Consider the following 16,233-nt stretch of genomic DNA (forward strand, 5'->3'; position numbering starts at 1 on the left):
CTCTAAAATAGCGGATTAGTTTGACATTTGCTCATATTGAAGGCATACTATATTTGTGAAATTACGACTTTATAAGAAGGAATGAGATGTATACTAGATTAGAAAGAAATGACGAATGCTGGTGTGGAAGCGGCAAGAAGTACAAAAGCTGCCACGCTGCCTTCGATGATAAGATTATTAAATTTGAGAGCCAGGGAATAAAGGTTCCTGACAGAAGCCTTTTTAAGACTGCTGAGGATATTGAAGGAATCAAGAAGAGTGCAGTTATCAATATGGCTGTACTTGATGAGGTTGGCGACAAGATCCGAGCAGGCATGTCTACACAGGATATCGACGACATCGTTAATGATGTTACTACCAAGATGGGAGGAATCCCTGCGGACCTTAACTACGAAGGATTCCCTAAGAGTGTATGTACCTCTATCAATGAAGAGGTTTGCCACGGAATTCCATCCAAGGACATTATTCTTAAGGATGGAGATATTATCAATGTGGACTGTTCCACAATTCTTAACGGTTATTTTTCTGATTCATCACGAATGTTTTGTATAGGAGATGTTTCACCTGAAAAAAAGAGACTTGTTGATGTAACCAAGGAGTGCCTTGAGGAAGGCCTTAAGGCTGTTAAGCCATGGACTCCAATTGGAGATATGGGACATGCAGTTCATCAGCACGCCCTTAAGAACGGTTATACCGTAGTTAGAGAGATTGGCGGCCATGGATGCGGTAATGCTTTCCACGAGGAGCCATTTGTAAGCTTTGTAAGTAAGCCAGGCACTGGAATGCTTATGGTTCCAGGAATGGTATTTACTATTGAGCCTATGGTCAACATGGGCACTAATGAAATCTTCATTGACGAAGATAATGACTGGACAGTTTACACAGCAGATCTTAAGCCATCAGCGCAGTGGGAAGTAGAGCTTCTTGTTACTGAGACTGGCTATGAGCTTCTTTGCTGGTAATCACAAATAGGAAGGATGTTTTAAGATGCAGAATAAAGGTAAATACTATATCACAACTGCCATTGCCTACACATCAGGCAAGCCTCATATAGGCAACAGTTATGAAATCGTCTTGGCAGATGCTATTGCCAGATATAAGAGAAGAGATGGATTTGATGTACATTTCCAGACTGGTTCAGATGAGCACGGTCAGAAGATTGAGACAAGAGCAATCGAGGCTGGTTGCGATTCTCCTAAGGAATTTGTAGATCAGGTTTCAGATACAATCAAAGGTCTTTGGAACCTTATGGACACTTCATATGACAGATTCATCAGAACAACTGATGAGGATCATGTTAAGCAAGTTCAGAAAATCTTCAAGAAGTTCTATGATCAGGGTGATATTTACAAGGGATCATACAAGGGAATGTATTGTACAGAGTGCGAGGCTTTCTATACAGAAGGTCAGCTCGTAGATGGCAAGTGCCCTGAGTGTGGTGGTCCAGTACATCCTGCAGAGGAAGAGGCATACTTCTTTAAGATGAGCAAGTATGCAGACAGACTTATTGAGCATATCAACACACATCCTGAATTCATTCAGCCTGTATCACGTAAGAATGAGATGATGAACAACTTCCTTCTTCCAGGCCTTCAGGATCTTTGTGTTTCAAGAACCTCATTTAAGTGGGGAATTCCTGTAGATTTTGATGACAAGCACGTAGTATATGTATGGCTTGATGCGCTTACCAACTATATCACTGGTATTGGTTATGATGCAGAGGGAAACAGCTCTGAGGAATACAAGAAGTGGTGGCCAGCTGACCTTCACCTTATCGGTAAGGATATTATCAGATTCCATACAATTTACTGGCCTATTTTCCTTATGGCACTTGGTGAGCCACTTCCTAAGCAGGTATTTGGTCATCCTTGGCTCTTACAGGGCGGCGAGAAGATGAGTAAGTCTAAGGGTAACGTTATTTACGCTGACGACCTTGTAAGTCTTTTCGGAGTAGATGCAGTTAGATATTTCGTTCTTCATGAGATGCCATTTGAAAATGATGGTGTTATCACATGGGAGCTTTTAGTAGAGAGATATAATTCTGATCTTGCTAATACACTTGGCAACCTGGTTAACCGTACTATTGCTATGAGCAATAAGTATCTTGGTGGCGTTCTTGAGGATAAGGGCGTTAAAGAGGATGTTGATGACGATCTTAAGGCAGTTGTAACAGGCTGCTATAACAAGGTTGAGGCCAAGATGGATGAACTTAGAGTTGCAGATGCTCTTACAGAGATCTTTACTCTCTTTAAGAGATGCAACAAGTATATTGATGAGACAGAGCCATGGGTACTTGGTAAGGATGAGGCCAAGAAGGACAGACTTTCAACAGTTCTTTACAATCTTGTTGAGTCTATCTCAATTGGAGCAGCTCTTCTTGATCCATTTATGCCAGAGACAGCTCAGAAGATCAGAGAGCAGATTGCTGCTCCAGAGAGAGATTTCGATACTCTTACTCAGTTTGGCCTTTATCCTAATGGAAGCAAGGTTTCTGAGAGCCCTGAGATGCTTTTCGCACGTAAGGACTTAAAGGATGTTCTTGAAAAGGCTGCTGAGATAACCAAGAAGCAGAAGGCTGAATACGAAGAGAATCAGAGAAAGGCTGCTGAGAATCTTGCTAAGGCAGGACTTGCTCCAGCACCAGCTCCTAAGGCAGAGGAAAAGAGCGAAGCTTCACAGCAGGCAATTGATATTCCTGCTAAGGAAGAGATTTCTTTTGATGATTTCGGGAAGATGCAGTTCCAGGTGGGCGAGATCATTAAGTGCGAAGCAGTAGAGAAATCTAAGAAACTTCTTTGCTCTCAGGTTAAGATTGGAAGTCAGGTTAAACAGATCGTTTCAGGAATAAGGAAGTACTATTCTCCAGAAGAGATGGTTGGAAAGAAGGTTATGGTTCTTGTTAACCTTAAGCCAGCTAAGCTCGCAGGGGTGTTATCTGAGGGAATGCTTCTTTGTGCTGAGGATGCAGAAGGCAACCTTGCACTTATGACTCCTGAAAAAGAGATGCCATCTGGCGCAGAGATTTGTTAATAATGATGGAGTTGCTAGCTAGTAGCGTAGGATTCCGTATTATTATATAATTAATCTAGTCACGAAAACTCAATTATGGGGAGGGATTTCAAATGGTACGCAAAGAGGAATTGACCTACAAATCAAGAGACCGACAGACCATGGTCCACGCTATTAAGTGGATCCCCGAAGGAGAGCCTGTAGCTATTTTACAGATTATCCATGGAATGCAGGAGTTTATCGATCGATATGATGAGTTTGCCACTTTCCTGGCAGAAAAGGGCATTCTTGTAATGGGTAATGACCACCTCGGACATGGTGGATCAGTAGGCGGAAAGGGCACTACCTATGGTTATTTCTGCAAGAATGATCCAGCAACTGTTCTTGTGAGAGATGCCCACAGACTTAAGAAGATGGTTCAGGAAGAATATCCTGGTATTCCAGTATTTATCCTTGGACACAGCTTCGGCTCTTTTGTTGCAAGAGAGTATATTACCCGTTATGGCACAGGTATTAAGGGCGCCATCATTCAGGGTACAGCGTTTATGCCAAATGGAACAATCAAGTCTCTTAGCGGCCTTGTTAATGTTCTTGGAGTTATCTTTGGAGAGAAGCATCGTTCTGACATGGTCAACAACATGGCTTTCAAAGGATACCTTAAGAATATTCCAAATCCTAGAACCAAATTTGACTGGCTTTCTCACAATGAAGAAAGCATAGATAAATATATCGCAAATCCAGCAGATAATTTTGTATTTACAATCAATGGATTTAAGACTATGGCTGAATTCCTTAGAAGAGTTCAGGATACAGACAAGATGGAAGATATTCCTAAGAATCTTCCAATTCTCATCACTGCAGGTAAAGAGGATCCAGTAGGTGATTATGGACAGGCTCCAGAGAAGCTTTATCACATCTACAAGGATCAGCTTCAGATAACCGATGTTGAGCTTAAGCTCTATGATGGCATGCGTCATGAACTTCAGCAGGAGATTGACAGATCTAAGGTTTACGAAGATCAGTATGCATGGCTTAAGAAAGTGATCGATAAAGTTGCAAAAGATTGACACTTCAAAAATAATGGTAAGATTTGCTTATCATTCTGAATGGGACGGGGCGATGAAATTGGCATGGGATACCTTTGTCAAGTTCGACGCCCCTGACTATTGTGAAGAGGGAATACGTAATTTCCACAAATTTGTTAATGATGACATGTTAAGGAATATGTTCCTTGCAGGTCATTATCAGCTTTTTGTTGCCGTTGAAGGGACCAAAATTGTTGGTATGCTTTCGATACGTGACAAGAAGCATATATCACTTCTTTTTGTCGATAGTAGTTACCATCACAATGGAATCGCTACTGCGTTAGTCAGATATGCTTCCAAGTATGCAGTAGAGGAAGTGGGAGTTGACAGCTTATCTGTTAATTCTTCTCCGTATGCCTGTAATTTTTATCACAGGATAGGGTTTAAGGACACTGCCCCTGAGACTACGGCTGATGGAATTAGATTCACTCCGATGGAACTGGACTTAAGAAGTAAAAGAAATTAGAAAGATAGGTATTAAGAACTATGGGTAAACTTTTTGATCTGGACAGCCCACTTATGCGTGCGCTTACCAAGGTGGCTGACATTATGATCCTCAACCTCGTGACACTTTTGTTTTTTCTTCCGCTCATTCTTGAGTTGGCCTTTTTCCTTGCTCCTATGATGCTTGGAGATGCGGAATTTGCACTTGGTTATATTTTCTGGGCATGGGTTGCAGGACTTCTTTTTTCTATTCCAGTAGGACCAGCACTTACAGGAATGCACTACGTATTACTTAAGATTGTAAGAGATGAGGAAAGCTACATTGTAAAGGCCTTCTTTAAATCATTTAAAGAGAACTTTAAGCAGGCTGCAGTGCTTCAGATCATTCAGTTTTTTGTAGGCGGAATTCTGATCTTAGACTATTTCATCATGTTAGGAAAGGGTAAGATATTTACTTACGTCATCATCGGCGTAGGCTTCATTTTCTACATGGTTTCTTTGTACATATTCCCAGTGCTTGCCAAGTTTGTTAACACTAATATTGGCACACTTAAGAATGCATTTTCTTTATCAATACTTGCGCTTCCTAAGACTGTAGTTATGGTACTTTGTACAGCTCTTCCAGCGCTTATCCTTTATTTCTTTGATGTAAGATCTGTTCCAATCCTTATTCTGTTTGGAATAGCTGGACCTGGTTTCTTATGTGCTCTTTTATATAACGGCACATTTAAGCGTTTCGAGCCTAAAGAAGAGTCCCTTACAGAAGAAGAGGAACTTGATAACGCTATCAAGAAGATTGATGAAGCTGAAGATGAAGAACAGTAAGAGGTATTTGTGAGAAGAACATTTTTAAGATGGCTGATACCAGTGGTTCTATACTCTGTGTTTGTTGCAACGGTTCTTGGCGTTTTTAAAACAAGCGCCAGAAACATTGCTATTCATGATGCATGGCAGACACAGGTTAACGAAATTGATAGAGCACTGTACAAAGCAGATGTAAACATTAAGGCTGTCCAGGATGTCACAAAAATGGTCGCTGAGTACTGCGAGGATTATGATTTCAAGCAGGACAGCGACAAGATATGTAAATGGCTTTCTTACATTATAGACAAGTCCTATGCTTCCTCTGTTGTATTATGCGACAGCGAGGGGTATGGCTATTCCGAAAGTGGAAAGATGACGTCTATAGTGGGTGAGCCATTTTTTGATGATATGGTTTCCTACTTTGGCAATGGCGGAAATGGAATGATTTTCCTTGGAATCTATGCCGAGTATGACAGCTATCAGGTGGCATACATAGTTTCCACAGAGTTTGTGGATGGATCCAGAGGATACGTCATTTCATATATTGATACAGAGAATCTTCCAAATCAGATATTTGGCGACAATTTTAAGGGTGACCTTGGTTATATAGTTGCCTATGATGGATCAATTCTGGTATCAAGTAATGGAATCCTTGGAACAGGCGATGGAAAGGCCTGGGATACTCTTCCTGGCGAAGTGCCTGTTGAAGCCATTAAAAATAGTATTTCCAACAAAATTGAATACACTTGTGAATTAAAGGGACATGGATATCTGACAGTTTCTCCTTCCATGATCACTCAGGGCGGAGCTATCGTTTATACCAGCTATGAGACCATGGATAAGCTGATCGCTGTGCCAATGTCACATACAGAAAATCTTCTTAAGGTTTTCATGATAGCTACTGTAGTGCTTGTGCTCTTACTCATTTTGGTAGATATTCTATCTGATCGTCTGGAGATATATTTTGGTAAAAGACGTAGAGAAAAGAGAAAGATAGACGAATTGACAGGTCTTTTGGAGGAAGAATCCGCTGAGAGAGCAATAGATGAATACCTAAAGCTTGGTGGAACCAATGGATTGTTATTTGTTATGGCGATAGATGGAGCAGATGAAATTAGGATATCTAAGGGCGAGGAATATATTGATAAAGCAATGCTACATATTGCTACTGAGCTTAAGACTCGATTTAGAATTACAGATGTCATAAGTAGAAGTGCAGAGGATGAGTTCTTTGTCTTTCTTAAAGATATAGAGACTGAGAAGGACATCAGAAAGCAAACTGATGATATGCAGATGTTTATACATGATCTCAAGGAAGAAGGTATGGCTGAGAAGTATCCTATCAAGCTAAATGTCGGAGCCGCAATTCTTCCAAAGGATGGATCAAGCGGAAAAGAAATTGTATTCGCTGGAAGAAAAGCAATTGAAAGAATGAAAAGTGAACAGAAGGGAACTATAACCTTCTACCATTAATGTTCAATAGGCAAGTTGCACAGTTAAAGAGCAAAATCTTCGTCAACATTTCTTTTTTGTGGATAACTTGGCTTTTACTTGAGCAAATGTGCTAATGAAAAATAAAATATTTGTGAAAATAGTGAATAGTAAATAAAATCCCTTACCGCTATACTCAAATATAGCAAAAAGCTTTACACACATTAGGAGGAAAAAGTAAGGTATGGCAAGTTTATCACTTCAGCATGTTACAAAAGTTTATCCTAACGGATTTGAGGCTGTTAAAGATTTCAACCTTGAGATCGAGGATAAGGAATTTATCATTTTCGTAGGCCCTTCAGGATGCGGAAAGTCAACAACACTTCGTATGATCGCTGGTCTTGAAGATATTTCTTCAGGTACACTTAAAATCGGCGACAGAGTAGTTAACGATGTTGAGCCAAAGGACAGAGATATCGCGATGGTATTCCAGAACTACGCTCTGTACCCTCACATGACAGTATATGATAACATGGCATTTGGACTTAAGCTTCGTAAGGTTCCAAAGGCAGAGATCGACAAGATGGTTAGAGATGCTGCTAAGATCCTTGATCTTGAGAAGCTCCTTGATCGTAAGCCAAAGGCTCTTTCAGGTGGACAGAGACAGCGTGTTGCTATGGGACGTGCTATCGTTCGTAATCCTAAGGTATTCCTTATGGATGAGCCTCTTTCAAACCTTGATGCTAAGCTCCGTGTTCAGATGAGAACAGAGATCGCTAAGCTTCACCAGAGACTTGGTACAACAATCATCTACGTTACACATGACCAGACAGAGGCTATGACTCTTGGTACAAGAATCGTAGTTATGAAGGACGGTGTTGTTCAGCAGGTAGATACACCTCAGAACCTCTATGACAAGCCAGGCAACCTCTTCGTTGCTGGATTCATGGGATCACCTCAGATGAACTTCCTTGACGCTGAGGTTGAGGTTAATGGAGATAAGGCTAGCCTTAAGATCGCAGGCCAGTCAATCGAGCTTCCACCAGCTAAGGCTAAGAAGGTTATCGATGGCGGTTATGCTGGAAAGACTGTTACATTCGGTATTCGTCCTGAGGATGTTGACGATTCAGAGATGGTTGTTAACACATCAAAGGCAGTATTCGAGTCAACAATCAACGTATACGAGCTTCTTGGTGCAGAAGTTTATCTGTACTTTGATCTTGCTGAGTTCCCTATCACAGCTAGAGTTGATTCTCGTACAACAGCTAGACCTGGCGATAAGGTTAAGTTTGCATTCGATGTTGAGAAGATCCACATCTTCGACAAAGAGACAGAGAAGACAATCACAAACTAATAAAAACTTTAAGGAGTCACGCTTATGGCGTGACTCTTTTTTTGCAATAGTTTATGCAATACGCTCTATTATGGTATACTAAGGGTAATAAAACTGATAGGAGAGGAAATCCATGATATCTTCACAAACAATTAAATCTAGTGTTGAGGAATTAGGCGCCATTACTAAAGTTGATCTTTGCGTGATGGATCTTAGTGGTGATGTAATTGCTACCACGTCTGACAGGGATTTTTTAGACATTTCTATAGTGATCAGTTTTGCGAATTCGCCAGTTGACTCCCAGGTAATTGGAGATGTACATCTTTTTAAGATCCTGGATGAAGGAGAACCTGCATATGTGCTTTTAGCTAAGGGTGATTCAGAGCATGCATATATGGTGGGTAAGATTGGAGTAAGTCAGCTTCAGAGCCTTATAGTTGCCTACAAGGAGAGATATGACAGGAATAATTTCTTCCAGAATCTCCTTTTGGATAATATGCTCCTTATTGATGTATATAACAGAGCACGTAAGCTTAAGATCGATGTAAACGTTCCCCGCGTAATTATTCTAGTGGAGACATCCAAGGTTCAGGATAATTCTGCACAGGAACTTCTTTCCAGTATGTTTGGCCCTCATTCTGGTGACTATGTGACAGCTGTTGATGAGAACAGTGTTATCTTGATAAAGACCATGTCAAAGGGTCAGAACTACGATGAAGTTCAGAAGCTTGCTACAACAATCGTTGATATGATGAATACAGAGGCTATGCTCAATGTAAGCGTATCCTATGGAACAATTGTTGATGAGATCAAGGACCTTAGTAAGTCCTTTAAGGAAGCCAAGATGGCTCTTGAAGTAGGTAAGATCTTCTATGCTGAGAGACGTGTTAATGCTTACAATACTCTTGGTATTGGCAGACTTATCTATCAGCTTCCAGAAAGTCTTTGCCGTATCTTCATAGATGAGATTTTTGGAGGCAAGGAAGTTCCAGACGATCTTGATGAAGAGACTCTTATCACAATTGATAAGTTCTTTGAGAATAACCTCAATGTATCAGAGACATCAAGACAGCTCTTTGTACACAGAAATACTCTGGTTTATAGAATTGAGAAATTGGAAAAGAGTTCAGGACTTGATGTAAGAAAATTTGATGATGCCCTTACATTTAAGATTGCGCTCATGGTAATCAATTATATGAAGTATCTTGAGAATAGATAAATATTGATTCACAGTTTCGCTGCATAAAAATAGCGGTTCTGTGAAGGATGCATGCACGTTGACTCCGATAAGATCAGGCGACCTTACAACACATGGAAGATTCCACTTAGTGCTGCTTCGTTCCCGACCTGACACGGTTCGCAGATTTCCATTGCATAAGACCCGATCTCATACATGAGGACTGCTACATACACCCTTCACAAAACCGCTATATAAATATACTTTGTTTTTATTGTTGTGTCAATTAACAGATTTCTTATCGAGAAGATCCTGTAAAGTAAACCTGTCTACGTATTCATTGACCACTTCGTCCAGGCCTTTCCAGAAGGTAAAAGAGGCACAGCTTTCAGAAAGTGGACAGTCGATGCCTGTTTCTGCAGATACGCAATTTACAGGAGCAAAATTTCCCTCTATAACTCTTAGAATATCCCCTACTACATATTCAGATGGAGCCTTGGCAAGACGGTGACCGCCGTTATTACCACGCATGCTTTTAAGATAGCCAGCTTTACTTAAAGAGCTGACGATCTGCTCTAAATATTTAACTGTAATATCCTGTCTGGCTGCGATGTCCTTAAGTGCGATATAGCCTCCGTTATCGTTGGAAGCCAGATCCAGCATAACCTTAAGTGCATAGCGCCCTTTAGTTGATATCTTCATAAGTACCTCTAGATCACTTAATTTGCTACAAATTGTCAAAAAACATATAATTAAAATAGACTTGTTTGATTATGATAACAGAAAATACATTCAATTACTACCATTTTGGTATGAAATGAGATTAATCGGATTTAGATATGAAAATTGAACCAAAGAAAAAAGCTGATGAGATAGCTCTTTTAACAGAAGAGGAGCTATTGGACGTCAAATATATGAAGGCTGCCATAGCCCAGGCTAAGAAGGCTTATAAGCTGGGTGAAGTGCCTATTGGATGCGTAATAGTATATGAAGGAAAGATAATCGGAAGAGGTTATAACAGAAGAAATACAGATAAGACAGCTCTTTCTCATGCGGAGATAACGGCCATCAAGAAGGCTTGCAAGGTCATGGGGGATTGGAGACTGGAGGAGTGCAAGCTCTATGTTACCCTTGAGCCCTGTCAGATGTGTGCAGGAGCTATTGTTCAGTCCAGGATTCCGCAGGTTATCATGGCGGCGGAGAATCCCAAGGCGGGCTGTGCAGGATCTGTAATGGATATTCTTAATAATTCGGATTTTAATCATCAGGTTGAGGTCAAAAAAGGCGTATTACAAGACGAGTGTAGTAAGTTACTTAAAGATTTTTTTACAGAGCTAAGGATCAGGAACAAGGCTCTTAAGGAGCAGAAAGGAAATCTTTAGTGAAAAAAAGAGCTATCAGTATCTTATTAGTAATAGCAGCGCTTATTATGTCAGTTTCCTGCGGTTCCAGAAGTGGTGCAGGAACTACTGGCGTGGAGGAATATATTGACTTTAGCCAGGAGCCAGTTACTATAACCTATCTGACCATAGGGGACAAGCCCACTAATGGACAGACAGAGAAGGTGATGGAAAAGATTAATGCGCTATTACTTAAGAATCTGAATGCTAAGCTGGATATTTACTATATTGGATGGGACAATTATCTGGCTAATTATAATAAGGCCCTTGATAATGGAGAAGTGGACATAGATCTGGTGGGAACCGGTGCGGATTGGCTGGATATGTGGCCCAATGTCCAGAGGGGGAATTTTCTGGCATTATCCGAGGACATGCTAAAGAAATATTGTCCGCAGACCTATGCCAATGTGTCAGGCGCGCAGTGGCAGGCCTGTTCTCTGGATGGAAATATCTATGTGATTCCGGAGAATGAATATAACCAGTGGACTAATCACGGTTTTATCTATAGAAAAGATATTTTGGACGAATCAGGTCTTTCTGATATCAAGACATGGGAGGATCTGACTACGTATCTTGCGTTTGTTCGCTATAATTACCCGGGAATGATTCCTTGGGATGCTGACGGTACCAATACTATAGTGAGTCTTGGTTATCTTACATCAAAGTCTGATTATATTCCAATTTACGAAGTTACCACATATGGCTTATTTGGGGCCTATTCACATGACAAGAAGACCATTGTAAGCCCATTTTATACAGGGGATGATTACACAAACTATGCAAAGCTCATGAAGAGATGGGATCAGATGGGAGTCTGGAGAGAGGATCTGTCCTTGGCAGAGGATAACGATATTGAGTTCTACGCTGATGAATCAGCGCTTCTCCAGCATCACACCCAGAACTTCTACACAGAAATAAAGCCCAAAATGGATGTAATAATGCCAAATGCGGAGGTTGGATTCTTCTGGTTTGGGAAGGATACAGGGAATCTTATAAGGAATAGTATTCTGCATGGCGCAATGGCGGTACATTCTAAGTCCAAGAATCCTGAGAGAGCTCTCATGGTCTATGATTTCCTTAGGAATAATGAGGAATGTTACAGGCTCATCCGCTATGGAATAGAAGGAAAGCAGTATTCTGTAAATAGCAAGGGAATGCTGGAAAAGCCAAGCGGTTATAACGCTGACAGAGACAGTATGACTACGAATTTCTGGTGGGGAAGACGTGATGAGTACGAGCTTTTGGATTCAGCCGCTTCCTGGAAGGAATACTATGACCTGGTAGAGGATTATGAAAGGGTGGCAGTAGAGTATCCATGGGATGAGATACCGTTCTCCGCAGCTGTAGACCAGCAGATTTTGGAAGATGTGGTAGCAGTCTGTGATAAATATGTTCCAGCAATAGCCTATGGCAAGTATGAGGCAGAACCGGAAGAGGAGATAGCTCTTTTCAGACAGAAACTCAAAGAGGCTGGAATAGAGACTCTTATAAGACAATTGCAGGCGGCTCTTGATAACCGTTAAAAATGACACTACAAAGATAGAAGAAAATATGGTATGATAGCGCCTGTAAATTGTATACATGTATAGCGGTTAAAATTTGTATCAGGTAGGAGGTCAGGAAGTGGTAACAACATTAGACAAAGGATGCTATTTGGTTAACGGTGAAGTTATTATCCCAGATGATCACGAGGCGTCAGCGGCTCTTGCATCTAAGGGATATAGTGATACTACCAGAGATGAGGCAAGACAGAATACAATTGCCTACGGCATATTAAAAGAGCATAACACCTCTGGAAACATGGATAAGCTTTGCATTAAGTTTGACAAGCTTACTTCCCATGATATTACATACGTTGGAATTATTCAGACAGCCAGAGCTTCTGGACTTGAGAAGTTTCCAATTCCATACGTTCTTACCAACTGTCACAATTCTCTTTGTGCAGTAGGCGGTACAATCAATGAAGATGATCACATGTTTGGACTTACAGCAGCCCAGAAGTACGGCGGAATCTACGTTCCACCTCATCAGGCTGTAATTCATCAGTTCGCAAGAGAGATGCTGGCATGTGGCGGTAATATGATCCTTGGCTCCGATTCTCACACAAGATACGGAGCTCTTGGAACTATGGCAATCGGAGAGGGCGGACCTGAGCTTGTTAAGCAGCTTCTTGGTCAGACCTATGACGTAGATATGCCAGGAGTTGTGGCTATTTACCTTGAGGGAGAGCCTAAGAAGGGCGTAGGTCCTCAGGACGTAGCTCTTGCTATTATCGGCAAGGTATTTGGCGACGGCTTTGTTAAGAATAAGGTCATGGAGTTCGTTGGACCTGGAGTTAAGAACCTTAGCGCTGATTTCAGAATCGGTGTTGACGTTATGACCACAGAGACAACATGTCTTTCTTCCATCTGGCAGACAGATGAGGAGATCAAGGACTTCTATGAGATCCATGGAAGAGCAGGTGATTATAAAGAGCTTAAGCCTGGAAATGTGGCATATTATGACAGCCTGGTTAAGGTTGATCTTAGCTCAATCAATCCAATGATTGCCATGCCATTCCATCCAAGTAATGTATATGAGATTGCAGAGGTTAACAGAAACGCTGCAGATATCTTAAGAGACGTTGAGAAAAGAGCTAAAGTAAGCTTTGGAGATAAGGTTGACTATTCACTTACAAGTAAGCTTAAGGATGGCAAGTTCATTGTAGATCAGGGTATTATCGCAGGTTGCGCCGGCGGTGGATTTGAGAATATCTGTGCAGCAGCTGATATCCTCAAGGGCCACTTTATCGGTAATGACAGATTTACACTTAGTGTTTACCCTGCATCAACACCTATCTTTATGGAAGTTGTTAAGAATGGTGCTGCAGCTGCAATCCTTGAGACAGGTGCAATTCTTAAGACTGCCTTCTGCGGACCATGCTTCGGAGCAGGCGATACACCAGCTAATAACGCGTTCAGTATCAGACACTCAACTCGTAACTTCCCTAACCGTGAAGGTTCTAAGGTTCAGAACGGACAGGTTGCTTCAGTTGCTCTTATGGATGCACGTTCTATTGCTGCAACAGCTGCTAATCAGGGCGTTCTTACACCTGCAACCGAGTTTGATGGTGAGCTTAAGAAATACAAATATCACTTCGATTCAGAGATTTATAAGAACCGTGTATTTGATTCAAGGGGCAAGGCTGATCCTTCTGTTGAGCTTCAGCTTGGACCTAACATCAAGGACTGGCCAGAAATGGTAGAGCTTCCTGAGAACCTTATCCTTAAGGTTGTATCAGAGATTCACGATCCTGTAACCACAACTGATGAGCTTATCCCATCTGGTGAGACTTCATCCTATAGATCTAATCCTCTTGGACTTGCAGAGTTTACTCTTTCAAGAAAGGATCCAGAGTACGTTGGAAGAGCAAAAGAGGTTTATGCTCAGGAGGTTAAGAGAAGACAGAATGTTGATCTTAACGAAACAAGTGACGAGATCGCATCTGTTGTTAAGACTCTTAAGGAGACTTATCCTGATGTTTCTTCCAAGAACACAGGAATTGGTTCAACAATCTTTGCGGTTAAGCCAGGTGATGGCTCTGCAAGAGAGCAGGCAGCTTCTTGTCAGAAGGTGCTTGGTGGATGGGCTAATATAGCCAATGAGTATGCCACAAAGCGTTATCGCTCTAACCTTATTAACTGGGGTATGCTTCCATTCCTTATTGACGGAGAGGATCTTCCATTTAAGAATCTTGATTACATCTTCTTCCCAGGAATCAGGAAGGCAGTAGAGAACAAGGATAGCCAGATTAAGGCATTTGCTGTAAAAGACAATACATTAAAGGAGTTCACATTAAGACTGGGCGATCTTACAGATGACGAGAGACAGATTATTCTGGATGGTTGCTTAATAAACTATAACCGCGTATGATTGTTTTATATGAGGGTATAGGTATGTTTGGTCTTTTGCATTTTAAGAAAAGAATATCTGTAGGGCTTATGACCCTACTTATGGCAGGAAGCGTCGCAGGTTGCGGCGCTTCTTCTGCTGAACAAACAGGGACAGCTGACAATACGCCTAAGGACAGTAATTCTCAGACCGTTTCTAACTACGAGGTCAAAGAACAGCTCCCTAATATTCTGGTTGATCAGGTGGGATATAATACAGAGTCTGAAAAGATAGCTATTTTTAGGGGTGAGAATCTTCCGGAGGAATTTCAGGTAAAAGATCTTGAAACCGGAGAAGTTGTCTACACAGGCCAGATTGACAGATCCTCCCTTAATGAAGAGGTGGGGGAGTATAACGCTGTAGGAAGATTCAACGACTTCAAGGAGCCTGGTCAGTACTACATCTATGCAGATATTGTGGGAGAATCCTATTCTTTTTCCATAGCAGAGGATGTTTATCAGGATGTATTCAACGAGGCCTGTAAGGAATTCTACATAAATAGATGCGGAATGTCTCTTTCAGAGGGCTACGCAGGAGAGAATGCCCATACAGCCTGCCATACCCAGATGGCCATTCTTCAGGATGATCCATCAGTTCAGATAGAAGTAAATGGCGGATGGCACATGGATGAACAGGCAGACAGGGATACCTATATCGGAAGCAGGATAGCAGAGAACCTTCTTACAGCCTATGAGATGAACCCTTCCTCCTTTACCGATGAAACCGGAATCCCCGAGAGTGGTAATGGCATTCCGGATATCCTTGATGAGGTCAGATACGAAGTTGAATGGCTTCTTAAGATGCAGGATTCAAGAACTGGCGGAATTTATGGAGCTGCCATGACAGACACATCCAAGTCTGGGGATGTCTTCACCGCTCCCGTGTATGTGACAGGCGTATCCACAGAGTCCACCATCAGCTTTTCAGCTATGGCGGCCAGATTTAGCTTTTTTTACCAGAAATATGACCCTGACTTTGCCACAACATGCCTTAAGGCAGCAGATAGAGCCTATAGCTGCTTCCTTAATAATCAAAAGCCTGAGGATAACACCGGAGCATTTAACGCCTCAGCGCAGCTCTACAGAGCAACTGGCAATCAGAATTATCTGAATGTCCTTAATATGTATTTCGCAAAGAGTGATTTTGCAGCGCTTTTTGAGGAGGATAACAATGTTTTCTCTGGCGCCATCACATATCTGTCCACCAATCAGCCTGTGGACATGGACCAGTGCGGAGTTATCATGAAGCTTCTTATGAAGCGCTCAGAGAGTATTTCCGCCAAGGCCTCTAACAATGGTTACAAGGTGACGGATTCAGGTTCTACCGCTGATTTTTCAGCTCTTTTAGCTGATATGAAGTGTCTGACTATCACAGACCATATTATTTATAACCACGAATACACCACTATCATCGAGAATCACGCCCATTTCCTTATGGGAATGAACAGTAACGCCATCAATTATGTCACTGAGGAGACAGAGAATTCCTACGCTTCCAAGAACGGGGCCGCAGGAATAATGAACGATCCTCAGAATGATGCGCTGTTCATATTTATGCTAAGTGTTCTGCAGCAGCAAAAGAGCTAATGGCACTTTTTACAGAGTACAGGGCACTATGGGG

General features: G+C 41.6%; 13 protein-coding genes and 1 other RNA gene. 12 read left to right on the forward strand and 2 right to left on the reverse strand.

All coding sequences use genetic code 11. The annotated features are described in order from the left end of the window. Positions 1–86: 86 nt before the first annotated feature. From T541_RS0104300 to T541_RS0104335, 8 genes are all read left to right on the forward strand, one after another. A complete protein-coding gene (locus tag T541_RS0104300) occupies positions 87–962 on the forward strand; it encodes a methionyl aminopeptidase (protein ID WP_026651517.1) in 876 nt (291 codons plus the stop codon). 25 nt (positions 963–987) lie between these two features. After that, on the forward strand, positions 988–3,030 hold the full coding sequence (metG, locus tag T541_RS0104305; protein WP_026651518.1) for a methionine--tRNA ligase: 2,043 nt from the start codon (positions 988–990) through the stop codon (positions 3,028–3,030). A gap of 92 nt (positions 3,031–3,122) precedes the next feature. Continuing rightward, positions 3,123–4,076: an alpha/beta fold hydrolase gene (locus T541_RS0104310; protein WP_026651519.1), complete on the forward strand. Its 954-nt coding sequence runs from the start codon at positions 3,123–3,125 to the stop codon at positions 4,074–4,076. Positions 4,077–4,128: 52 nt separating this feature from the next. After that, entirely contained in the window at positions 4,129–4,560 is a 432-nt protein-coding gene (locus T541_RS0104315; protein ID WP_034466080.1) for a GNAT family N-acetyltransferase, read from the forward strand. Positions 4,561–4,580: 20 nt separating this feature from the next. Continuing rightward, positions 4,581–5,363 (forward strand): YesL family protein, encoded by a 783-nt coding sequence (locus T541_RS18805; protein ID WP_051538087.1) that lies wholly within the window; start codon positions 4,581–4,583, stop codon positions 5,361–5,363. Between the two features lie 9 nt (positions 5,364–5,372). Further along, positions 5,373–6,815 (forward strand): GGDEF domain-containing protein, encoded by a 1,443-nt coding sequence (locus T541_RS0104325; protein WP_026651521.1) that lies wholly within the window; start codon positions 5,373–5,375, stop codon positions 6,813–6,815. Positions 6,816–7,017: 202 nt separating this feature from the next. Further along, on the forward strand, positions 7,018–8,127 hold the full coding sequence (locus T541_RS0104330) for an ABC transporter ATP-binding protein (protein ID WP_026651522.1): 1,110 nt from the start codon (positions 7,018–7,020) through the stop codon (positions 8,125–8,127). 112 nt (positions 8,128–8,239) lie between these two features. Then, entirely contained in the window at positions 8,240–9,325 is a 1,086-nt protein-coding gene (locus T541_RS0104335; RefSeq protein WP_026651523.1) for a PucR family transcriptional regulator, read from the forward strand. 25 nt (positions 9,326–9,350) lie between these two features. Here T541_RS0104335 and ffs read toward each other — a convergent pair. Together ffs and T541_RS0104340 are read right to left on the reverse strand one after the other, a co-directional pair. Next, positions 9,351–9,556: signal recognition particle sRNA large type (gene ffs, locus T541_RS21040), an RNA gene on the reverse strand. Positions 9,557–9,565: 9 nt separating this feature from the next. Beyond that, on the reverse strand, positions 9,566–9,985 hold the full coding sequence (locus tag T541_RS0104340) for an RrF2 family transcriptional regulator (RefSeq protein ID WP_026651524.1): 420 nt from the start codon (positions 9,983–9,985) through the stop codon (positions 9,566–9,568). Positions 9,986–10,122: 137 nt separating this feature from the next. Between T541_RS0104340 and tadA the strand changes: the two genes are divergently transcribed. The 4 genes from tadA (at position 10,123) to T541_RS0104360 (ending at position 16,199) form a co-directional block, all read left to right on the forward strand. Continuing rightward, a complete protein-coding gene (tadA, locus tag T541_RS0104345) occupies positions 10,123–10,665 on the forward strand; it encodes a tRNA adenosine(34) deaminase TadA (protein ID WP_081779844.1) in 543 nt (180 codons plus the stop codon). Then, entirely contained in the window at positions 10,665–12,206 is a 1,542-nt protein-coding gene (locus tag T541_RS0104350) for an extracellular solute-binding protein (protein WP_026651526.1), read from the forward strand. The genes tadA and T541_RS0104350 overlap by 1 nt, the downstream gene beginning before the upstream one ends. Positions 12,207–12,306: 100 nt before the next feature. Next, a complete protein-coding gene (locus tag T541_RS0104355) occupies positions 12,307–14,595 on the forward strand; it encodes a hydratase (RefSeq protein WP_026651527.1) in 2,289 nt (762 codons plus the stop codon). A gap of 23 nt (positions 14,596–14,618) precedes the next feature. Next, on the forward strand, positions 14,619–16,199 hold the full coding sequence (locus T541_RS0104360; RefSeq protein ID WP_026651528.1) for a glycoside hydrolase family 9 protein: 1,581 nt from the start codon (positions 14,619–14,621) through the stop codon (positions 16,197–16,199). Positions 16,200–16,233: the final 34 nt, after the last annotated feature.

Source organism: Butyrivibrio proteoclasticus P6B7, from assembly GCF_000622085.1.
Classification (GTDB): Bacteria; Bacillota; Clostridia; order Lachnospirales; family Lachnospiraceae; genus Butyrivibrio; species Butyrivibrio proteoclasticus_A.

Excerpts from the sequence above, each read along its gene's own strand:
- T541_RS0104360 (WP_026651528.1), top strand. The coding sequence starts at position 14,619 with ATGTTTGGTCTTTTGCATTTTAAGAAAAGAATATCTGTAGGGCTTATG.
- T541_RS0104315 (WP_034466080.1), top strand. The coding sequence starts at position 4,129 with ATGAAATTGGCATGGGATACCTTTGTCAAGTTCGACGCCCCTGACTAT.
- tadA (WP_081779844.1), top strand. The coding sequence starts at position 10,123 with ATGAAAATTGAACCAAAGAAAAAAGCTGATGAGATAGCTCTTTTAACA.
- T541_RS0104300 (WP_026651517.1), top strand. The coding sequence starts at position 87 with ATGTATACTAGATTAGAAAGAAATGACGAATGCTGGTGTGGAAGCGGC.
- T541_RS0104330 (WP_026651522.1), top strand. The coding sequence starts at position 7,018 with ATGGCAAGTTTATCACTTCAGCATGTTACAAAAGTTTATCCTAACGGA.
- T541_RS0104340 (WP_026651524.1), bottom strand. The coding sequence starts at position 9,985 with ATGAAGATATCAACTAAAGGGCGCTATGCACTTAAGGTTATGCTGGAT.
- T541_RS0104335 (WP_026651523.1), top strand. The coding sequence starts at position 8,240 with ATGATATCTTCACAAACAATTAAATCTAGTGTTGAGGAATTAGGCGCC.
- T541_RS18805 (WP_051538087.1), top strand. The coding sequence starts at position 4,581 with ATGGGTAAACTTTTTGATCTGGACAGCCCACTTATGCGTGCGCTTACC.
- metG (WP_026651518.1), top strand. The coding sequence starts at position 988 with ATGCAGAATAAAGGTAAATACTATATCACAACTGCCATTGCCTACACA.
- T541_RS0104310 (WP_026651519.1), top strand. The coding sequence starts at position 3,123 with ATGGTACGCAAAGAGGAATTGACCTACAAATCAAGAGACCGACAGACC.